The 20,766-nt window shown below is 70.9% G+C and carries 20 protein-coding genes; 16 read left to right on the top strand and 4 right to left on the bottom strand.

Going from position 1 to position 20,766, the window contains the following annotated elements; translation table 11 throughout:
* The first annotated feature begins 59 nt into the window (after nt 1-59).
* From AXK61_RS09300 to AXK61_RS09290, 3 genes are read left to right on the top strand one after another with little or no spacing between them, the layout of a single operon-like run.
* Complete coding sequence (locus tag AXK61_RS09300) at nt 60-524, top strand: hypothetical protein (RefSeq protein ID WP_068571221.1); 465 nt, start codon at nt 60-62, stop codon at nt 522-524.
* On the top strand, nt 524-1,189 hold the full coding sequence (locus AXK61_RS09295) for an ABC transporter ATP-binding protein (protein WP_068744976.1): 666 nt from the start codon (nt 524-526) through the stop codon (nt 1,187-1,189). Before AXK61_RS09300 ends, AXK61_RS09295 begins: the two co-directional genes overlap by 1 nt.
* Entirely contained in the window at nt 1,186-1,995 is an 810-nt protein-coding gene (locus tag AXK61_RS09290; protein WP_068744973.1) for a hypothetical protein, read from the top strand. Before AXK61_RS09295 ends, AXK61_RS09290 begins: the two co-directional genes overlap by 4 nt.
* Here AXK61_RS09290 and AXK61_RS09285 read toward each other — a convergent pair.
* Entirely contained in the window at nt 1,972-2,550 is a 579-nt protein-coding gene (locus AXK61_RS09285; RefSeq protein ID WP_068744970.1) for a hypothetical protein, read from the bottom strand. The two genes, AXK61_RS09290 and AXK61_RS09285, sit on opposite strands and share 24 nt — an antisense overlap.
* Before the next feature lie 52 nt (nt 2,551-2,602).
* Nucleotides 2,603-3,571, bottom strand: coding sequence for an alpha/beta hydrolase (locus tag AXK61_RS09280; RefSeq protein ID WP_068571504.1), 969 nt, complete (start codon nt 3,569-3,571; stop codon nt 2,603-2,605).
* 151 nt (nt 3,572-3,722) lie between these two features.
* On the opposite strand from AXK61_RS09280, the gene AXK61_RS09275 reads away from it, so the two are divergent.
* The 5 genes from AXK61_RS09275 to AXK61_RS09255 all read left to right on the top strand — a co-directional run bounded on the left by AXK61_RS09275 (nt 3,723) and on the right by AXK61_RS09255 (nt 11,577).
* Nucleotides 3,723-7,631, top strand: a complete 3,909-nt coding sequence (locus AXK61_RS09275; RefSeq protein ID WP_068744968.1) for a Pls/PosA family non-ribosomal peptide synthetase — start codon at nt 3,723-3,725, stop codon at nt 7,629-7,631.
* Between the two features lie 240 nt (nt 7,632-7,871).
* Nucleotides 7,872-8,348 carry a GNAT family N-acetyltransferase gene (locus tag AXK61_RS09270; protein WP_068744966.1) on the top strand — a complete coding sequence of 159 codons (477 nt, stop codon included), beginning with the start codon at nt 7,872-7,874 and terminating at the stop codon, nt 8,346-8,348.
* A gap of 36 nt (nt 8,349-8,384) precedes the next feature.
* Complete coding sequence (locus AXK61_RS09265) at nt 8,385-9,749, top strand: M1 family metallopeptidase (RefSeq protein WP_068745258.1); 1,365 nt, start codon at nt 8,385-8,387, stop codon at nt 9,747-9,749.
* A 154-nt stretch (nt 9,750-9,903) separates the two neighbouring features.
* Nucleotides 9,904-10,260, top strand: coding sequence for a YciI family protein (locus AXK61_RS09260; protein ID WP_231855492.1), 357 nt, complete (start codon nt 9,904-9,906; stop codon nt 10,258-10,260).
* Between the two features lie 48 nt (nt 10,261-10,308).
* Nucleotides 10,309-11,577: an RNA polymerase sigma factor gene (locus AXK61_RS09255; RefSeq protein ID WP_068744965.1), complete on the top strand. Its 1,269-nt coding sequence runs from the start codon at nt 10,309-10,311 to the stop codon at nt 11,575-11,577.
* Nucleotide 11,578: 1 nt separating this feature from the next.
* Here the strand turns inward: AXK61_RS09255 and rfbC are convergent, their stop codons facing one another.
* Both rfbC and rfbA read right to left on the bottom strand, forming a co-directional pair.
* The gene (gene rfbC / locus AXK61_RS09250) at nt 11,579-12,148 is read right to left on the bottom strand and encodes a dTDP-4-dehydrorhamnose 3,5-epimerase (protein WP_197466783.1); all 570 of its coding nucleotides are present in this window, start codon (nt 12,146-12,148) and stop codon (nt 11,579-11,581) included.
* Nucleotides 12,145-13,017 carry a glucose-1-phosphate thymidylyltransferase RfbA gene (gene rfbA, locus AXK61_RS09245; protein ID WP_068744963.1) on the bottom strand — a complete coding sequence of 291 codons (873 nt, stop codon included), beginning with the start codon at nt 13,015-13,017 and terminating at the stop codon, nt 12,145-12,147. The genes rfbC and rfbA overlap by 4 nt, the downstream gene beginning before the upstream one ends.
* A gap of 65 nt (nt 13,018-13,082) precedes the next feature.
* Between rfbA and AXK61_RS09240 the strand changes: the two genes are divergently transcribed.
* The 8 genes from AXK61_RS09240 to AXK61_RS09205 all read left to right on the top strand — a co-directional run bounded on the left by AXK61_RS09240 (nt 13,083) and on the right by AXK61_RS09205 (nt 20,766).
* Entirely contained in the window at nt 13,083-14,144 is a 1,062-nt protein-coding gene (locus AXK61_RS09240; RefSeq protein WP_068744961.1) for an alpha/beta hydrolase family protein, read from the top strand.
* Nucleotides 14,141-15,295 (top strand): saccharopine dehydrogenase family protein, encoded by a 1,155-nt coding sequence (locus AXK61_RS09235; RefSeq protein ID WP_068744959.1) that lies wholly within the window; start codon nt 14,141-14,143, stop codon nt 15,293-15,295. The genes AXK61_RS09240 and AXK61_RS09235 overlap by 4 nt, the downstream gene beginning before the upstream one ends.
* Nucleotides 15,280-16,119, top strand: coding sequence for a DNA-binding transcriptional regulator (locus AXK61_RS09230; RefSeq protein WP_068744957.1), 840 nt, complete (start codon nt 15,280-15,282; stop codon nt 16,117-16,119). Before AXK61_RS09235 ends, AXK61_RS09230 begins: the two co-directional genes overlap by 16 nt.
* A 9-nt stretch (nt 16,120-16,128) precedes the next feature.
* A complete protein-coding gene (rfbB, locus tag AXK61_RS09225; protein ID WP_068744955.1) occupies nt 16,129-17,130 on the top strand; it encodes a dTDP-glucose 4,6-dehydratase in 1,002 nt (333 codons plus the stop codon).
* 148 nt (nt 17,131-17,278) lie between these two features.
* Nucleotides 17,279-17,905 (top strand): cholesterol catabolism transcriptional regulator KstR, encoded by a 627-nt coding sequence (gene kstR / locus AXK61_RS09220; RefSeq protein ID WP_068571231.1) that lies wholly within the window; start codon nt 17,279-17,281, stop codon nt 17,903-17,905.
* A gap of 131 nt (nt 17,906-18,036) precedes the next feature.
* Nucleotides 18,037-18,855: an MlaE family ABC transporter permease gene (locus AXK61_RS09215; protein WP_068744954.1), complete on the top strand. Its 819-nt coding sequence runs from the start codon at nt 18,037-18,039 to the stop codon at nt 18,853-18,855.
* A 1-nt stretch (nt 18,856) separates the two neighbouring features.
* On the top strand, nt 18,857-19,726 hold the full coding sequence (locus AXK61_RS09210) for an MlaE family ABC transporter permease (RefSeq protein WP_068744952.1): 870 nt from the start codon (nt 18,857-18,859) through the stop codon (nt 19,724-19,726).
* 8 nt (nt 19,727-19,734) lie between these two features.
* A complete protein-coding gene (locus AXK61_RS09205) occupies nt 19,735-20,766 on the top strand; it encodes an MlaD family protein (RefSeq protein ID WP_068744949.1) in 1,032 nt (343 codons plus the stop codon).

Genomic DNA, 20,766 nt, shown 5'->3' with positions numbered 1-20,766 from the left:
TTTGAATGAGTCAGACTCCTTTTTATCCGGGCGGCCGTCGCCCGGTAAGAGAGGAACCGATGCCGACCATCCGCCCGCGCACCGTCGCCGCCACGCTCCTGGCCCTCAGCGCGCTCGTGCCCGCCGCTCCCGCCCTGGCCGCCCCCGGCGCCGGATTCCGCGTCACCTCGGAGAATCCCACCGCGGCCGAGCTGAACGACCTGGTGCAGTTCATCGTCACGACACCCGCCAGCGACGCCGACAAGGCCGCCAACGTCGAGGGCGGCATGTCCTCGGTCGTCGTGCCCCGCACCGTCTACACCCTGGGCCTGTTCCGCGCGCCGCGCGGTTCCAGCGAGGTGACGGGCCCGCTGGCGCGCAACGGCGATCGGGTCACCGGGAACCTGACAGCGAGCTCGGTCGGCATCCCCACCGTCCGGATGAAGGTCGACTTCGTCCGCGAGGGCGGCAACTGGAAGCTCGCCTCGAGCTCGATGTGCGAGGGCGTCAAGGCCGTCGGCCTGCCCATCTTCTGCAACGCCTGATGATCTCGGTCCACGAGCTGCGGGTGCACCGCGCCCGGCGCCCGGTCCTGCAGGGCGTCACGCTCGCCGTCCCCGACGGTGCCGTGACCTACCTGCTCGGACGCAACGGTGCCGGCAAGTCGACATTGCTCCGTGCCATCGCCGGCCTCGTCCGTCCCAGCGCCGGCACCGTCGACCCGGGCGGCGACATCGGCCTGCACCTGGGCCCGGACACCGCCGATCCCGGGCACACCGTGCGCCGCCACCTGCGCTGGATCGCCGCGGGTTCGGGGTGCCCGCGGGCACGCGTGGACGACGTGCTCGGCGAGGCCGGCCTCGACGGGGCGGCCGACACCAGAATCGGTGCCCTGTCCCTGGGCTGGCGACAGCGCGTCGCGGTCGCTGCGGCCCTACTCCCCGGCGCGGGCACCGTCGTCTTCGACGAACCCCTCAACGGCCTCGACATCGACGCGGCACTGTGGTTTCGCGACGTCCTCGCAGACCTCACCGGCCGCGGCGCGAGCGTGCTCGTCGCGACGCACCACCTCGACGAGGCGCTGCGCACCGGCGACCGGCTCGCGGTGCTCGCGGGCGGGCGCATCGTCGGGGAGCACCTCCCGTCGGACTTCGCCGACGGAGCCTCCCTCGAGGCCGCGTACCTGCGCATGATCGGCGAGTCCGCGTGACGGCGCTCGCGATCGCCGCCCGCGCGGAGGTCGTGCGTATCGGCGGGCTGCGCGGCGCGGGTGCGGCGCTGCTGACCCTCGCGATCGTGGGCCCGGCCGCGGTGACCGTGGCAGTCGCGGCGCTGGCGGAACATGTCGCACGGATCGCGTCGACCGTCCAGGTCACAGCGGTCTCGACGACGAATTCCGCGTACTGGCTACTGTCACTGACTCCGGTGGCGTGCTGCGCAGTCGCGGCGTACGCCACGGCGGGCTCGGCGCGCCGGGAGTGGGACCACTTCCTGATCCCGAACCCGGCCGTCGGAGCCGGGGCCCGGTGGCTGGTGTTCGGCGGGTTCGCCGCAGCCGCGACCGCGGTCCCGACCGCGGTCGCCCTCGCCGCGCTGCCACTCGCCTTCCCTCGTGTCTACGGCGACGTGCGATTGGCGAGCGCCACGGGCGTGCGGATGGTCCTGGTGGGCGGCATCACGGCGTTCCTCCTCGTCGGCGCCGCGATCGGCGTCGCGCTCCTGCTCCGGCACCCGATCGCGGCCATGGTCACCGTCGTCGGATGGGCCGAGATCGTCGAGCCGGGCGTCGCGCTGATCCCCGGTGCCGCGAGCGCCCAGCGGTACATGCCCTTCCTCAACGCCGTGTACGCGAGCGGGCAGGACCTGATCTTCGCCCCGCCCTGGTCGCCCAACGGTGCCGTCACCTACCTCGTCGTGCTGTGTCTGGCCCTCCTCGCCGTCGGACTCGTCGGAGACGGGCGGCTGCGGCCACGACCAGTCCGGCGAATGCGATCAGGCCCGACGAACCCGGCGTAGTGCCGCCACCGCGAGGCCGAACCCGACGATCAGCACCGCGACCACCGGAAGCGACCACCACGATTGCGTGGCGGTGAGCAGCCAGGACATCGGCGGGCCGGGCAAGCGGTGCTCCTCGGCACCCGGACCGGGCGGCGTTCCCGTGAAGTCCGGGGCGTCGGAGCGGCCGAAGACCGCGTTGGCGCACGTCGGATACTCCCAGCGCGGACCGCCACGCTCGACGACCATGCGAATCGTCTGCCCGTCCTGGAACTCGCCGCCACACGAGGAGTTGGTCGCAGCCTCCGCCCGGATGACGGTGACCCGCTCCGGCGGCGCGCCGTACATCGAGGTCACTCGCACCTGCAGATCCACATATCGCGAACCCACCTGTTGCTTCTCGACCACGCCGCGAACGACGACCAGATCAGTCGGAATCGGCTCGTTCGGCGCGTAGCCGCAGCTGCAGGCGGACGCGGTTCCGGCCGGCCCCGGCAGCACCACTCCGATACCGAGAACCGCGAGCACCACGGCCGCCGCCGTCGCGAGCACGCGAACGATCGATTGCCGAGTCATACCCGGAGTTTACGATGAAGAACCCTCGATGCGCTTCTGTTCGCGCGCCTGATCAGGCGGCGTCGCTGCGCGCGCCGTCCGCCTCCGCCTCGGTCAGCTGCGCGGAGAGGAAGGCCACCGCGGTCTTGTACGCGGCCCAGGACTCGGGAGTCAGGCCCGCGCTCACGACGAAGGCGTGCACCTGAGCGTCGTAGAGGTGCACCTCGTTCTCGATGCCCGCGCGGTCCAGCGACGCGTGCAGCTCCAGCGAATCCAGTTCGAGGGCCTCGCGGCTCGCCGCGAACAGGATGGTGGGCGGGAAGTACCGCGCGGTCGCGTCCGTCGTCATGTTCTGCGGACCACGCAGCGGCTCCGGGCCGCGCCCGAGCACCATCCGCAGCTTGCGGATCTTGCCGAGCGGCAGCATCGCGTCGTGCCGCGACGACCTGGGCAGCTCCGCGCTGATGTCGAGGAAGGGCGAGAACCCGGCGAACGCCGTCGGGCCCTGGATGCCGGCCTCGCCGGCGTACTCGACGACCTTCGCGCAGACGAAGCCGCCGGCGGAGTCGCCCGCCACGACGATCCTGTCGAAGTCACCGGAGTCCAGCAGCTCGCGGTACGCCGCGAATCCGTCGGCCACGGACGTCCCGACGCCGCCATCGGGGTACTGGCGGTACTCGACGTTGTAGACGGGCACCCGCAGACCGCGGGCCAGCAGCGCCGCGATGCGTCGATGGGTGTCCAGTCCACAGCCGATGAACGCGCCGCCGTGGAAGTAGATCAGCGCGGCGCGCGGGTGGGGGTCCGCGTCACCGTCGGGGACGATCCGCTCGGTCGGCACGCCGCCGAGGGTGACCTTCTCGATCCGCACGCCCCGCACGGAGTTCGGCACCCGACTCAGATAGGGATCGAAAGCGCGCAGGATCGGCAGCGTGCGGTCGCTCATCGGGAACACCCGGAACAGCGTCTTCATCACGATCCGCACGAACCACAGCACGATCAGCGCGCGCACACTGCGGCCTCGATGGGCGACGACGGCCATCGCGATCACTCCTTGTTACTGGCCGGTAATCAATACGCCCATAGTAGCGCCGGAAGCCCCTGCTGCAGGATTCCTGTGACCTGACACAATCAACGCGAAGTTCTGTGCTCTCTGTCGTCCCCGTTCTCTTAACCGGAGGAAGTCGGCCACCGTGGTCCCGCACGAGATCCCCCCGCAGTACCTGCTCTCCGCGCTCGCCCCCGAGCCCCGCACCCTGATCGACATCCTCAGGGCGTCGGTCGACGAGCATCCCGAGGCGCCCGCGATCGACGACGGTGACGTCGTCCTCACCTACTCCGAGCTGTGGGAGGAGGTCCTCGAGGGTGCCGACTTCCTCGGACGCAGCGGCGTCGCAGCGGGCGACCGCGTCGGCATCCGCATGCCCTCCGGGCACCGCTCGCTCTACGTCGCGATCCTCTCGACGATCGCGGCCGGCTGCGCCTACGTCCCCGTCGATGCCGACGACCCGCAGGAACGCGCCGACCTCGTCTTCGGCGAGGCCGTCGCCGCCGCGATCTTCACCGGCGACGGCCTCTGGCGCGCACCGTCGACCAAAGAACGGGCGGCCGCGATCGAGGCCGGCACCGCCGAGCCCGGCAACCGCCTGCCGACGCCCGACGACGACTCCTGGATCATCTTCACCTCCGGTTCGACGGGCACCCCCAAGGGTGTGGCCGTCACGAACCGCAACTCGGCGGCCTTCGTCGACGCCGAGGCCCGGCTCTTCCTGCAGGCCGAGCCCCTCAAGCCCGGCGACCGGGTGCTCGCCGGACTGTCCGTCGCCTTCGACGCCTCCTGCGAGGAGATGTGGCTGGCCTGGCGCCACGGCGCCTGCCTGGTCCCCGCGCCGCGCTCGCTGGTGCGCTCGGGCATGGACCTCGGGCCCTGGCTCGTCTCCCGGGACATCTCCGTGGTGTCGACGGTGCCGACCCTGGCCGCGATGTGGCCCGCAGAGGCACTCGAAGCAGTCCGCCTGCTGATCTTCGGCGGCGAGGCCTGCCCTCCCGAGCTGGCGCAGCGGCTCGCGGTCGACGGCCGCGAGGTGTGGAACACCTACGGTCCGACCGAGGCCACCGTCGTCGCGTGCGCCGCCCCGCTCGACGGGCAGGGCCCCGTCCGGATCGGCCTGCCGCTGCAGGGCTGGGACCTGGCCGTCGTCGATCCGGCGACGGGGCTGCCCGTCGCGGTCGGCGAATCCGGCGAGCTCGTGATCGGCGGTGTGGGCCTGGCCCGCTACCTCGATCCGGCCAAGGACGCCGAGAAGTACGCGCCGATGGAGACCCTCGGGTGGGATCGCGCGTACCGTTCCGGCGATCTCGTGCGGCTCGAGCTCGAGGGGCTCTTGTTCGAGGGCCGCGCCGACGACCAGGTGAAGGTCGGCGGTCGGCGCATCGAACTCGGCGAGGTCGACACGGCGCTGCAGAACCTGCCGGGCGTGTCCGGCGCGGCCGCCGCGGTGCGGAAGAACTCGGCCGGTACGTCGATGCTCGTCGGCTACCTCGCGTCGACCGACCCCGACTTCGACCTCAAGGCGGCCCGCGAGCTGCTGTCGAAGGAGCTCCCCGCGGCTCTGGTGCCGCGGCTCGCGCTGATGGACGAGCTGCCCACCCGCACCTCCGGCAAGGTCGACCGCAACGCGCTCCCGTGGCCGCTCCCCGGTTCCGACGACACCGACACGGGCGACCTGGCCGGCACCGCGGCGTGGGTCGCGGAACGCTGGGCCGGCATCCTCGGCGCGTCGATCACGAGCGAGGACGCCGATTTCTTCGCCGAGGGCGGCGGGTCGCTCAGTGCGGCGCAACTGGTCACGGCACTGCGCGAGCAGTACCCGTCGATCACCGTCGCCGATCTCTACGACCACCCCCGGCTCGGATCCCTGGCCGCGTACCTGGAGTCGCTGCGGCCCGCGGAGGTCGCGGAGCCGCGCGAGGTGCGGCCCACGCCGCGGTCGACGGGGCTCGCGCAGATCGTGCTGTCGGTCCCGCTCACCACCCTGACGGGCCTGCAGTGGCTGACCTGGATGGCCATCGCGAACAACGTCTTCGCGTGGGCCACCGGCTCGACGCTGCTGCCCACGCTGAACTGGTGGGCCGTACTCGTGCTGTTCCTGGTGTTCATCACGCCGATCGGGCGGATGACGCTGTCGGTGATCGCGTGCCGCCTGCTGCTGGGCGGGCTGCAGCCGGGCGTCTACCGCCGCGGCGGCCCGGAGCACCTGCGACTGTGGATCGCCGAGCGGTTCACCGCCGCGTCCGGCGCCGAGAACCTCTCCGGCGCACCGTGGATGATCTACTACGCCCGCGCGCTGGGCGCGACGATCGGCCGCGGCGTGGACCTGCACGCCCTGCCGCCCGTGACCGGCATGCTCGAGTTGGGCGACTACGCGTCCGTCGAGCCGGAGGTCGACCTCGCCGGGCACTACCTCGACGGCGACGAGCTGCACATCGGCGAGATCAGCATCGGCGAGGAGGCGTCCGTCGGGGCGCGGTCCACGCTGCTGCCGGGCGCGAAGGTCGGCAAGCGCGCCGAGATCGGTCCGGGCTCGGCGGTGTTCGGCAAGGTCAAGGCGAAGCAGCACTGGGCGGGCTCGCCCGCGGAGAAGATCGGCAAGGCCGAGCACCCGTGGCCCGCGGAACATCCTCCGCGCAAGCCTTTCTGGGTGTGGGTCTACGGGGTCAGCTCGGTGCTGCTCGCGGGCCTGCCGATGGTCGCGATCGGGGCGGGCCTCGCGCTGATCGGCTGGTTCGTCCGCGATGACGCCTTCCTCAAGGAGGCCGCGCTGCACGGACTGGCGATCCTGCCGATCGCCGTGATCCTCTCGCTCACCGTGTACGCCCTCCTGACGCTGATCGCCGTGCGGCTGCTCGCGATCGGCATGAAGCCCGGCTACCACGCGGTCCGCAGCCGTGTCGGCTGGCAGGTGTGGGCCACCGAGCGGCTCATGGACGCCGCGCGCACCTTCCTGTTCCCGCTGTACGCCTCGCTCCTGACACCGATCTGGTTCCGCATGCTGGGCACCAAGGTGGGCAAGGACGCCGAGATCTCCACGGCCATGGTCATTCCGAAGTTCACCACGATCGGTGACGGGTCCTTCCTCGCCGACGACACGATGGTCGGCAGCTACGAGCTCGGCGGCGGCTGGATGCGCATCGACGAGGCCAAGATCGGCAAGCGCGCATTCCTCGGTAACTCGGGAATGACGGGGCCCGGCCGTCGCGTCCCGAAGGACGGCCTGGTGGCCGTCCTGAGCGCCACCCCGTCGAAGGCGAAGAGCGGCAGTTCGTGGCTCGGCTCTCCCCCGGTCCGCCTGCGCCGCACCGCCGGTAACACCGACTCCACCTTCACCTACAACCCGTCGCTCGGCCTGCGGATGGCCCGTGGATCCGTCGAGACGGCGCGCCTGCTGGCGGTGTTCGTCAGCTTCGGCCTCGGCCTGGCGACACTGGTCTCGTTGAACTACTTCGCGATCAACGTCGGCTGGTGGCTCGCTGCGCTGTTGTCGGGCGTGACGCTACTGGTGGCCGGCGCGATCGCATGCTGCGTCGCCGCTGCGGCGAAGTGGCTGGTGGTCGGACGGATCGGCCGCGAGGAGCATCCGCTGTGGTCGTCCTTCGTCTGGCGCAACGAGCTCTCCGACGCGTTCGTCGAGTGCGTCGCCGCCCCGTGGTTCGCGCACGCCGCCACTGGCACGCCGATCCTCAACCTGTGGCTACGGATGCTCGGCGCGAAGATCGGCCGCGGCGTCTGGTGCGAGACCTACTGGCTGCCCGAGGCCGACCTGGTGACCCTCGGCGACGCCGCCACCGTCTCGCGCGGCTGCGTCGTCCAGACGCACCTGTTCCACGACCGGATCATGGCCATGGACACCGTCGTCCTCGGCAAGGGCGCGACGCTCGGCCCCCACTGCGTCGCGCTGCCCGCGTCGTCCGTCGGCGACGGTGCCACCGTCGGCCCCGCCTCCCTGGTGATGCGTGGCGATTCCGTGCCCGCCAACACCAAGTGGCAGGGCAATCCGATCTCGCCGTGGATCTTCAACTCGGGCAAGCGCAAGCGCGACTGACCGGTCCCGGGCCGGACGGCGCCCGTCGACGTCTCCGCTCCCCGCAGATATCTCCGCTCCCCTCGTGAATCCGCGAGGCGAGCGGAGATTTCTGCTGTGTGCAGAGGATCTTGCCGCGTCCCTCACGATCGGCGCCCCACCGCAGGCCACCCTCGCCGCCGTCGTCACGGCCCTCCGCGGCGGACGGTGACGTCGCCGCCCACTACTGTGGTCCGCGACACCCCCGACGAAAGGTCTCCCGTGAGCGACGGGCTCGAGATCACCCCGTTCCAGCCGAGCGACGTGGCGGAGCTGCTCGTGCTGCAGCGGTGCTGCTGGGTGCAGGAGGCGATCGCGAACGACAGCCTCGACATCCCGCCGCTCACCGAGACGCACGACGACATCCTGCGGTGGGCGTCCCAGTGGGCGACCTTCGTGATGCGGCTCGACGGTCGGCTGATCGGTGCGGTCCGCGGCCGGGCTGAGGCCGAGCACCGCTGGCACATCGGTCGCGTGATGGTCGCACCGGACCTCGCCGGACGCGGGCTCGGCTCGGAGCTGATCGCCCTCATGGAATCCCTCGCCCCGCAGGGCACCGAGGAGTTCGTCATGTTCACCGGCGCGGGCAGCGAACGCAACATCCGGACGTACGAGCGCGCGGGGTACGCGGTCTCCGACCCGGAGCCCCCGCCGCACGGCGGCGTCGCGACCGTGACGCTGCTCAAGCCGGTAAGGTGATCACCCGAACCCCAGCGAAAGGAAGTGCGATCCGTGGTGCGCAAATCGGTCGGCCCGAAGCTCGTCGCCGCACCGAATCCGCAGCACGCGCGCGCAGTGGATCCGTACATCCCCGGCCACGGTAATCCGGGCTACCGGGTGTCGCGGTACGCCCTGGAGCTGACCTACAAGGTCGAGAGCAACCGGCTGGACGGTAAGGCTGAGATCACCGCGACGGCCTCCGAGCCGCTCAAGCGGTTCTCCCTCGACCTGTCGGACGCCCTCACCGCGTCGAAGATCTCGGTCAACGGTCGCCGCCCGCAGCGGTACGCGCAGCGCGGCGGCAAACTCGAACTCACCCTGGCGAACGAGGTCCCCGCCGGCGCGGCGATGACGATCTCGATCCGGTACGCGGGCACGCCCCGCCCGATCCGTTCCACCTGGGGTGAGGTCGGCTGGGAGGAGCTGTCGGAGGGCGTGATCGTCGCCTCGCAGCCGAGTGGCGCACCGTCGTGGTTCCCCTGCGACGACCATCCGGCGTCCAAGGCCTCGTACCGCATCACCATCACCACCGACTCCCCCTACCGTGTGGTGTCCAACGGAAAGCTGGTCTCCCGGAAGGTCTCGGCCGCGCACACGACCTGGGTCTACGAGCAGGCCGCGCCGATGGCGTCGTACCTGGCCACCATCCAGATCGGCGCGTACGACCTGCTCAAGGTCGCCGACAAGCCGGTGCCGATCCGGGCCGCCGTCCCCGCACGCCTGACGTCCGACTTCCAGCGCAGCTTCGGCAACCAGGAGCGCATCATGCGCGCCTTCACCCGTTGGTTCGGCCCGTACCCGTTCCCGGAGTACACCGTCGTCGTCACCGACGACACGCTGGAGATCCCCGTCGAGGCCCAGACCGTCTCGATCTTCGGGGCCAACCACTGCGACGGTACGCGGCACGCCGAACGGCTCGTGGCGCACGAACTGGCCCACCAGTGGTTCGGCAACTCCCTGACGCTGACCCGGTGGAAGGACATCTGGCTGCACGAGGGCTTCGCCTGCTACTCCGAGTGGCTGTGGGCCCAGGAGTGCGGCGAGGCCACCACCCAGCAGATGGCGGCGCGGTACTACGCGAAGCTGGCGGCGTCGCCCACGGACATCGTCGTCGGCGATCCGGGCCCGGACCTGATGTTCGACGACCGGGTCTACAAGCGTGGCGCGCTGACCGTGCACGCGCTGCGCGTCGCGCTGGGCGATCCGGCGTTCTTCTCCCTGCTGCACGAGTGGACCTCCGAGTACGCGCACCAGTCGGTCTCCACCGACGATTTCGTGACCCTGGCCGCGAAACACAGCTCGGAGCCGCTCCGCGAGCTGTGGCGGGCATGGCTGTACGAGACCTCGCTACCGCCGCTGCCCGTCCTCACCGCACTCTGACATCGGTCGGATCGGCATGTTCGCCGATCGCGGAAAACTTTCTGTGGGGATGATGTCGAAGCGGGGTCGCCCCGTTCGACGTACGGGTGAGACACGCTCCACCCACCACAGAGAAGGACTGATCGACATGCCTCGTTTCATGGGATTCGTACGGATGGCTGAGGGCCCCGAGGTCGGCGCGCCGCCCCAGGCGCTCTTCGACGCGATGGACGTCTACATCGGGGAGCAGGCCGCCAAGGGCCACTTCCTCGACGGCGGCGGTCTGTACGGCACGGAGGACGCGGTGAACTTCGTCGTCCGCAAGGGCGAGATCACCCGAGTCGACGGCCCCTACGCCGAGTCGAAGGAGATCGTCGGCGGCTGGTCCTTGCTGCAGTACGACACCCTCGAGGAGGCGATCGTCGCCTCGGAGGAGTTCGCGCAACTGCACGCCACCCACTGGCCCGAGCTGAACATGGTCTCCACACTGCGGCAGATCTCGGACGAGCCGCCGACTCCGGCGGACGCCTGACGGCCCGTCCACCGACGCTTCGGCGGTGCTCCCGCCTACGCTGGTCGAGTGCCAGCCGGGACCACCGCCGAAGCGATCACCGCCACGTGGCGGGCCGAGTCGACGCGCCTCGTCGGCGCGCTGACCCGCATGACCCGCAGTATCCAGCTCGCGGAGGACCTCGCGCAGGACGCGCTGGTCGCCGCGCTGGAGCAGTGGCCCGCGACCGGGGTCCCGAGCAACCCGGCAGCGTGGCTCATGACCACCGCCAAGCGCCGCGGCATCGACTCGATCCGCCGCGCGGAGACGCTGCGCCGCAAGACCGAGGAGCTCGGCCACGGCTTGCGGGAGGACGACGGTATGCCCGACCTCGACGCGCAGGTCGACTTCATCGAGGACGACGCGCTGCGCCTGATCTTCCTCTCCTGCCACCCCGCGCTCACCCCGGAGTCGCGCGCGGCGCTGACGCTCCGCGTGGTGGGCGGCCTCACCACGGCCGAGATCGCCCGCGGCTTCCTGGTTCCGGAGAAGACCATGGGGCAACGGATCTCACGCGCGAAGAAGACCTTGACCACCGCACGCGCGGAGTTCGAGCTGCCCACCGGCGAGGAGCGCACCCGCCGCCTCGACGATGTGATGGCCGTGATCTACCTGATCTTCACCGAGGGCTACACGGCCACTGCCGGCGACGACTGGATGAGGCCGGAACTGGCTCGCGAGGGCATCCGGCTCGCGCGGATGCTCGCCGGGCTCGCGCCGGACGAGCCCGAGACCCACGGCCTGCAGGCACTGCTCGAACTCCAGGGCTCGCGCCTCGACGCGCGCACGGACTCCGACGGTGCGCCGGTCCTGCTCGACGACCAGGACCGGAGTAGGTGGGACGCCCTGCTGATCCGACGGGGCCTCGCCGCGCTCGGGCGCGCAGAATCCCTGGCTGCGCGGGGCATCCCGGTGGGTCGGTACTTCCTCCAGGCGGAGATCGCCGCGCAGCACGCTCGCGCCGGAGCTCCCGGCGAGACGGATTGGGCGCGGATCGCAGCGCTGTACGACGCGCTCGCCGAGGCGGCGCCCGGCCCCGTCGTCGAGGTGAACCGTGCCGTGGCGCACGGACGCGCCCGCGGACCGGAGGCGGGTCTGGCCGTCCTGGACGCCGTCGATCCGGGCGCGCTCGGTGATTCCCCGCTCCTGCCGAGCGTCCGCGGAGACCTCCTGGAACGGGCCGGGCGGCACGCCGAGGCCGCCGAGCGGTTCGACGATGCCGCCCGATCCACCCGCAACGAGGGTGAACGCGCGCTGCTCGAGCGTCGAGCGCGGGAGAACCGTTCGGAACCGGGCTGATTCAGCCGTGCCAGCGCGGGAGCGCACCGGCGGCCAGGGCCTCGGCGAGCGACGGTGCAGCCGTGTCCTTCTCGGACAGGATCGGCGGGACCTCGCTCGGCCAGTCGATCGCGAGGTCCGGATCCAGCGGATCGACCCCGTGCTCGGCGGACGGGTTATACTCGGAGGACACGTGATACGCGACCACGGCACCGTCGGTCAGCGCACAGAAGCCGTGCCCGAGTCCCTCCGTGAGGTACACCGTGCGATGCCCCTCGTCGTCCAGGCGCACCGTCTCCACCACGCCGAACGTGGGCGATCCGACCCGCAGGTCGACGATCACGTCGAGGACCGCGCCGTGCAGGCACGCGACCAGTTTCGCCTGCCCCGGAGGGACATCCGCGTAGTGGATGCCACGCACCGCGCCCACGCGGTTGACGGACACGTTGGTCTGAGCGACCACGAGTTCGTGTCCCGTGGCCGCACGGAACGCCGATCCCTTGAACAGCTCGAAGAATTCGCCGCGCTCATCGGGTCGGACGATCGGATCGAGCACGAACGCGCCGGCGATCGACAACTCGCGCACGTTCATCGCGCCGCCTCGTCGAGCAGTCCGCGCAGGTAGCCGCCGTAGCCCGACTTGGCGAGCCGATCGGCGTGGGCGAGCAGCTGCGCATCGTCGATGAAGCCGTTGCGCCACGCGACCTCCTCGGGCGCGCCGATCTTGGTGCCCTGCCGCTGTTCCACCGCGCGTACGTACCCCGTGGCGTCGGCGAGGGCGTCGAAGGTGCCCGTGTCCAGCCACGCGGTCCCGCGCGGCAGCACCTCGACGGCGAGCCGCCCCTCGTCCAGGTAATGCCGGTTCACGTCGGTGATCTCGTATTCGCCGCGCGCCGAGGGCTTCAGGTTCCGGGCGACATCGACGACCGAAGGGTCGTAGAAGTACAGGCCCGGCACCGCGTACTGCGAGCGCGGCTGCTCCGGCTTCTCCTCGAAGCCGATCGCACGTCCGGCACCGTCGAACTCGATGACCCCGTACGCGCGCGGGTCCGCGACCCGGTACGCGAAGACCGCGCCCCCCTCGATGCCGTCGAACCGCCGCAGCTGCGAGCCGAGGCCCGGGCCGTAGAAGATGTTGTCGCCCAGGATCAGCGAGACCGTCTGGTCGCCGATGAAGTCCGCGCCGAGCACGAAGGCCTGCGCGAGACCGTCCGGGCTCGGCTGCACGACGTACTCGATCCGCACGCCGAACTGGGAGCCGTCGCCGAGGAGCCGCCGGAACTGTTCGGCATCGCCCGGCGTCGTGACCACGAGGATCTCCCGGATCCCCGCGAGCATCAAGGTGGAGAGCGGGTAGTAGATCATCGGCTTGTCGTAGACGGGGAGCAGCTGCTTACTGACGCCGACGGTGATCGGGTGGAGCCTGCTGCCCGTCCCGCCGGCCAGGATGATCCCTCGCATGAGCCGACTCTATCGGACTGCATAACTCTCTTTTCATTAACGATCGTCGTTGATATGATCGTTTCATGAAGAAGTATTGGGCGATCGCCGCCGTCGCACTCGTCGTCGTCCTCGCACTGTCGCTGGGCGTACGGATCGCGGTCTCGAACACTTTCGCCTTCGACGAGCAGCGGGTGAGCATCCCCGTCACCGATGCCGTCGCCGCGGGTGGCACCACACCGGACGCGCACACCGGCGGCCGCCTCGACGGCGTGCTCACCACCCCGAAGGGGAGCTCGCGCAGGCACGGCCTCGTCGTCTTCGTCCACGGCGACGGGGCCGCGACCGCGTCGCGCGACGACGCGTACCGGCCGATCTGGGAAGCCCTCTCCCGCGCCGGTTACGCAACGCTGTCGTGGGACAAGGCCGGGGTCGACGGTGCGCCGGGGAACTGGCTCGACCAGTCCCTCGCGGACCGCGGCGCCGAGGTCGCGGCGGCTCTCGACTGGGCACGGACGCGGCCGGAGATCGACCCGTCGCGCATGGGCGCGTGGGGCGTCAGTCAGGGCGGCTGGGTGCTGCCACCGATCGCGGCGAAGCGCCCGGACCTGCGCTTCCTCATCCTCGTCGGCGCGGCGGTGAACTGGCTGCGCCAGGGCGTGTACCACACCCTCGCCGGCCTCCGCGGCGCGTCCGAGGAACAGAAGCGCGCAGCCCTCGACGACCGCGCGAAGAGCATCGCCCTCCTCGAACGCGGGGCGAGCTACCCCGAGTACCTCGCGGCGAAGGTCGACGACAAGCCCATGACCGAGGACCGCTACGGCTTCGTCCTGCGCAACTTCCGCGCGGATGTCACGCCCGACCTCGGGCGGATCGCGGTCCCCACGCTGCTCCTCCTGGGCGACGCCGACCGCAACGTGGACACGGCCGAGACCGCGCGGGTCTACACCGCCGGCATGCGCCCCGGGCTGCTCACCGAACGCACCTTCCACGGCGCGACGCACAGCCTCACCCGCGACGACATCGAGTACCGCAGCGACGACCCCCGGGTCATCGCGGGGGCGGTTCTCGCGCCGCGGGAGATCTATGCGCCCGGGTACCTCGACGCCCTCACCGACTTCGCCGCCCGGCAGGCGACAGCGCGGTGAGGGTGATCGTGCTCGGCGCGGGCGCGATGGGCGCCCGCGCCGCAAGAGCCCTCGTGGGACTGACCGGCATCGACGCGCTCGTCGTGGGCGACATCGACCTCGGGGCCGCGGAGCGGATCGCGACCGCGCTGCCGCGCGCCGTTCCGCGGCGGGTCGACGTCACCGACGCGGCCGAGCTCCGCGCCGCACTCGCCGGCGCCGACACGGTCCTCAGCACGGTGGGACCGTTCTACCGCTTCGGCATCGCCGTGCTCCAGGCGGCGATCGACACCGGCACCGACTACGTGGACATCTGCGACGACTGGGAGCCCACGCTCCGCCTGCTCGAGCTCGACGGGGCCGCCCGTGCGGCCGGCGTCTGCGCGGTCGTCGGAGCCGGCGCGAGCCCCGGGCTGAGCACCCTGCTCGCCGCGGCCGCGGCGCAGCGGCTCGATCGGGTCCGTCACCTGTACACCGCGTGGCCGGTCGACTCCACGGGGCCTTCGACGGAGGACGCGATGGCCGGCGCTGCCGCGGTGCACTGGATGCACCAGTGCAGTGGCGCCGTCGCCGAGGTCTCCGATGGCGCGATCGTCCATCGCGCCCCGCTGCGCGCCGTGACCCTGCGTCTCCCCGGCGGACGTCGTGGGACCGGCTGGACCGTCGGGCACCCCGAACCGGTGACCCTGCACCGCACCGCGGCACCGTCGGGTGAGTCGGCCTGCCTCATGCTGCTCCGGCCCGCCACCGCGGCCTACCTCGACGTGCTCCGGCGGGACATCGACACCGGCCGCATCCTGCCCGACGGCGCGGCCCTCCTACTCGAGCCACCGTCGAGATCCCGTGTGCTGCGGTCCCTACCGGGAGCATTCGCCCGGCCCGGCCCGGGCGACCTCCCGCCGTTCTTCGCGGCGGCAGACGGCACCGTCGACGGCCGCCCCGTCCGGGTCTGCGCACGCCTCGAGACCGACGACCGGCTCCTGCACGACATGGCCGCCGTCACCGGGGTCCCGGCGGCACTCGCGACGGCGCAGCTCCCCTCCGTCCGCACGCCCGGCGTGCACCCTCCGGACTCGGTGCTCGACGGTCCGCGGCTGTTCGCGGATCTCGCGGTAGCGTTTCCGGGCACACGCGTGGTCGTCGAGGAGGAGGCCGGATGGCTGACGGAGTGATCTCCACCCGCGCGCTCATCGAGGCGATGATCCGCGAGGACGCGACGATAGACGCGGGCGAACTGTACGCGGTCGCGGAGGCGCTGGGCATGGGCGATCAGCAGGTGCGGCTCGCCATCAAACGGTTGGTGACGGAGGGCCGGTTCACCGTCGCCGGTCGGGGGCGCCGCGCCGTGCTCACCGCGACCGACGCCACGCGAGCCGACATCGAACCGGACCGGGCGCACATCGATCTCGCGTACGCGCAGGACCGGGGCGAGGCGCCGTGGGACGGGGTGTGGCACCTCGCGGGGTTCGCCGTGCCGGAGGCCGAGCGGGAGGCTCGGGGCGTCCTCCGCGAGACGATCCGCGCGCTCGGCGGCGGACTCGTGCAGGGCGGGCTGTACGTCTGCGCCCACGCGTGGGAGGACGAGTTGCGATCCGCCGCCCGCGCCATCGGCGCGAGCGACTACCTGACGACCTTGAGCACCACCGACCTCGCGATCGGCGGCACCCGCGGCGCCGCTGCCGCGCAACGACTGTGGGCCCTCGACGATCTGGCCGACGGGCACCGTCGGCTCGCGGACACCGCGGCCGAGGCACTCGACCGCGCGCCGCATGCCGCACACCCCGAACGACTCGCGCTCACCGTCGGACTCGTCGCGGCGTTCGACCGCGCGCACGAACCGGACCCCCTGCTGCCGCCGGAGCTCCTCCCGCAGAACTGGGTCGGCGCGCGCGCCCGGGCGCTGGCCCAGCGGGCCTGGTCCGCGCTGGCCGCCGCGGAACCGGACTCGCCGATCCGGCTGCTGCGCTGGTTCGACGCACCCTTGCAACCCCACTAGCCTGTTCCCATGCACATCGTGGTCACCGGCGGCGCCGGGTTCATCGGCGCGAACTTCGTCCGCCGCACCGTGGCGACCCGCCCGGACGTGCGGATCACGGTCCTGGACGCACTCACCTACGCCGCCAACGAGGCCTCGCTGGACGAGGTGCGCGAGCGGATCGACTTCGTCAAGGGCTCGATCGCCGACCCCGCCGTCGTCGACGAGGTCGTCGCCGGCGCCGACGCGGTGGTCAACTTCGCCGCCGATACGCACAACGACAACTCACTGAGCGATCCGTGGCCCTTCGTGGACACCAACATCCGCGGCACGGCGGTCCTGCTCGACGCCGTGCGCCGGCACGACGTCCGGCTGCACCACATCTCCACCGACGAGGTCTTCGGCGACCTCCCACTGGACGCGCCGGAGCGGTTCACCGAGGACACGCCGTACCGGCCGTCGAGCCCGTACTCGGCCTCCAAGGCCTCCTCGGACCACCTGGTGCGGGCGTGGGTGCGCAGCTTCGACGTGCGTGCCACGATCTCCAACTGCTCCAACAACTACGGGCCGTACCAGCACGTCGAGAAGTTCATCCCGCGGCAGATCACCAACATCCTCAGCGGCGAGCGCCCCAAGCTCTACGGCGCGGGCGCGAACGTCCGCGACTGGATCCACGTCGACGATCACAACGACGCGGTCTGGACCATCCTCGACCGGGGCGAGATCGGCGAGACCTATCTCATCGGGGCCGACGGTGAGCGGTCCAACAGGGAGGTGCTCCGCACCCTTCTCGAGGTGATGGGCCGCCCGGCCGACGACTTCGACGTCGTCCCCGATCGCGCCGGGCACGACCTGCGCTACGCGATCGACTCGAGCAGGCTCCGGCGCGAACTCGGCTGGCAGCCCACGCACGCCGATCTCGACGCGGGCCTGCGCGACACCGTCGAATGGTACCGGCGCAACCGCGCGTGGTGGGAGCCCGGCAAGGCCGGTGTGGAGGCCGCCTACGCGCGCCGGGAGACGGCGCGCTGACGCCGGAAATCGTGTGATCTTCGACCGAACCACCGCGGAAAGCACAGGTCCGGCGCGAAAACCTGTTTCAATTATCGCGACATCAGACGCGACCCGACCGTCCGGGCCATCGACCCGGCGGCCGACGAGATCTACGAGGTGACCATCCATGCCGCCCGAAGGCACCCCCGCCGCTACCGCCACCGCCACCGCAGCTCCGCCGCGGGAGGACCTCGACACCGCGGGGCAGCGCGAGCGGCGCAAGCGCATCATCGACGCCACGTTGGCGCTGGCCCGCAAGGGCGGCTACGACGCGGTGCAGATGCGCGCGGTGGCCAAGAAGGCGGATGTCGCGCTCGGCACGCTGTACCGGTACTTCCCGTCGAAGGTGCACCTTCTGGTCGCGGGACTGGTCAGCCAGTTCGAGCGGGCGGGCGAGCGGATCGGGAAGGCGCAGATCCCCGGCGACACCTCCGCCGAGCGACTGATGTTCGTCCTGGACCGCAACACCGAGGCGCTGCAGCGGGCACCGCTGCTGACCGAGGCCATGGTGCGGGCGTTCATGTTCGCGGACGCCACGGCCGCCGCCGAGGTGGAGCGGGTCGGCCGTCTGCTGGAGGACATGTTCGCGCACGCGCTCGGCGTGGAGGACCCGGACGATCGCCAGCGCGACACCTTCCACCTCATCGCCGACGTATGGATGGCGAACCTCGTCGCCTGGGTGACGCACCGCGCGTCCGCGACGGAAGTGCAGAAGCGGCTCTCGGTCGCCGTCGACCTCCTGATCAAGGACTGACGAACCACCTGTTCACAGCGGGTTCTTAACCGAAAAACTGAAACACGTACTAGTTTTGCCCCGGCAGTTGATACGCTCCTTCCGATAATTGAGGGAGAGGGACAGACGATGGCGCGTTCGTCAGGCACGGCATGAGGGCCGCGGCGCTGTACCGGCTGTATCAGTTGGCGGCGATCTTCACCAAGAGCCTGTCCACGGTCGGCCGGTCGGTCCTGTTGGCCGGGCAGATCATCACGTGGACGGTGCGCGGAGTCCTCAAGCGGAACTTCGCGGTCGGCGAGACGATCACGCAGGCGGTCACGTTGCTGCGAGTGACCACGCTGCCCGCGATCCTCGTCGCCATCCCGTTCGGCGCGGTGGTGTCGGTGCAGGTCGGCGCACTGGTCGATACCGTCGGGGCGAACTCCCTGGTCGGTGCCGCCAGCGGCATCGGCATCATCCGCCAGGGTGCGCCGCTCGCCACCGGCGTGCTGCTGGGCGGCGTCTGCGCCTCCGCCATCGCCGCCGACCTGGGCTCCCGCACGGTGCGCGAGGAACTGCAGGCCATGCAGGTCATGGGCGTCGACCCGATCGCCCGGCTGATCGCACCGCGCATGCTCGCGCTGATGCTCATCGCGCCGATGCTGCTGGTGGCGATCGTCGCGGTCGCGATGGTCGTGGCGCTCACGGTCTCGGTGTGGCAGTTCGGGCTCAGCTCCGGTGGGTTCTGGTCGTCCTTCGGCGCGTTCTCGGCACCGTCGGACCTCGCGTTCGCGGTACTCAAAGCCGAGACCGGGGCGATGATCGTCGGCCTGGTGGCCGGTCTCCGCGGACTGGAGGCCTCGGGCGGCCCGCGCGGCGTCGCCGACGGCGTGAACTCCTCGGTGGTGCTGTCGATCACGCTGATCTTCCTCTCCTTCCTGGGCCTGACCCAGTTGCAGACGATGTTCTTCCCGAGTCAGGTGGCGTGAGATGACCACGAACGCAACCGCTCCCGTCGAGAAGCCGACCGCGAAGCCGAAAGGCAGCGCCCTCGCCTCGGGCCCGGCCGGGCTCGTGGCCCGGATCGGCGAGGCCGTCGTCTTCGTCGCGCAATCGATCTACCTCGTGCCCCTCGCGCTCAAGAAGTACCGCGGGGAGACCTCGCGGGTGCTCAAGCAGCTCGCGTGGGGCCGCGGGTCCGTCATCGTCGACGGCGGCGTGGTCGTCATGATGGTCATCCTCGGCGCCGCCAGCGGCGCGGCCGTCGCGATCGAGGCCTACGCGGGCCTGAACCTCATCGGCTTCGGCCCCCTCACCGGCGTCATCGGCGGCCTCGCGAACATCCGCGAGATGATCCCGATCTCCGCCGGCATCGGCTTCGCGGCGCAGGCCGGCTGCCGCATGACCGCGCAGATCGGCTCGATGCGGATCGCGGAGGAGATCGACGCCGTGGAGGCGCTCGGTATCCGGTCGATCCCGTACGTGGTCAGCACCCGCTTGATCGCCGGCATCGTCGTGGTGCTCCCCGCCTACCTGCTCACGCTGCTGCTCAGTTTCCTCACCTGCAAGCTCATCGTGGTCGTCTTCCACGGCCAGGCGCAGGGCACCTACAACCACTACTTCGAGCAGTTCCTCAGCCCCGGCGACATCGCGCTGTCCACGGTCAAGGCCGTGGTCTTCTGCGCGGCCGTCACGATCATCCACTGCTACTACGGGTACTTCGCCAAGGGCGGCCCGGAGGGCGTCGGCCTCGCGAGTGGACGCGCCGTGCGCGCGAGCCTCGTCACCGTGCTGACGCTCGACTTCATCATGACCATCGTGATGTGGGGCATCACGCCCGAGATCGTGTTCAAGGGTTAGGGGGAGCCGTGTACGAATTGCTCGGTGGCACACCGCAACGCCAACAGCGGGTCTTCTTCGTCGTGGGCGCCGCGACCGTCGCGGTCATCCTGGTGGCGGCCCTGGCAGGGTTCATCTCCTCCCGTATCCCCGCATCGGACAGCCGCCTCGCGGTCACCGTCGAATCCGCGGACGTGGGCCCGGGCGTGAAGGCCGGCACGCGGGTCACGCTCCGCGGCGTCCCGGTCGGCGAGGTCCAGTCCGTCGTGATCCCCCGCGCGGGCCAGGCCAAGGTCGCGGTCCGGCTGGACCGCGGGAGCATCCGCGGCCTGACCGACGCGCTGTCGGTGCGCTACCAGCCCGGCAACTACTTCGGCGTCACCGAGATGGCCCTGGTCCCGGGCAAGGGCGGCGGGGACCTGCGCTCCGGTAGCACCCTGCGCCCCGTGTCCAGCAACGACACCATCTCGGACCTGCTCACCCGAAGCGCGGTCTCCGTCTCCGGCGTGATGACGCCGAAGCTGATCGAGGTCACCAAGAAGGCCACCTCGTACACGCAGGCCATCACCCCGCTGCTGCAGGTCGCGTTCTCGGTCGAGCAGCAGAACGCGCTCACCGTCAAGGTGCCCATCGCGACCACGCTGCGCACCGTACGCACCACGCTCGACGGGGTGCCGGGCCTGGTCGAGGGCGCTTTCGAGGGCTGGTTCGTCCCGCAGATGCGCGGCGGCGAGGCGGCCGGGACGCTCGACTACACGGTCAACAACTACGACAAGATCGACAAGACGACGACCCTGCTGGGCACCGGCTTCTTCACCCCGCTGGCCGACATGTTCGGCTCGCACGAGAAGGAGTTCACGTCCGGCACCGTGCTGCTGCGCGTCGTCATGGACAGCACGACCAAGGTGATGCGCACCGTCAGCGTCCCGCGTCAGATCGTCCCGTTGATCACCGGCCTGAACAACGCTTTCATCACCGTTCCGGAGGGCACCGCACTGCGCATGAACATCATCGCCGATCGCATCCCGGCAGCCGCCTCCGTGCTCGAGGGGGGTCGCTGA

Source organism: Tsukamurella pseudospumae, assembly GCF_001575205.1.
Classification (GTDB): Bacteria; Actinomycetota; Actinomycetes; order Mycobacteriales; family Mycobacteriaceae; genus Tsukamurella; species Tsukamurella pseudospumae.
The sequence above is the reverse complement of the archived record's forward strand: the minus strand, read 5'-3'. Positions and strand labels throughout refer to the sequence as shown.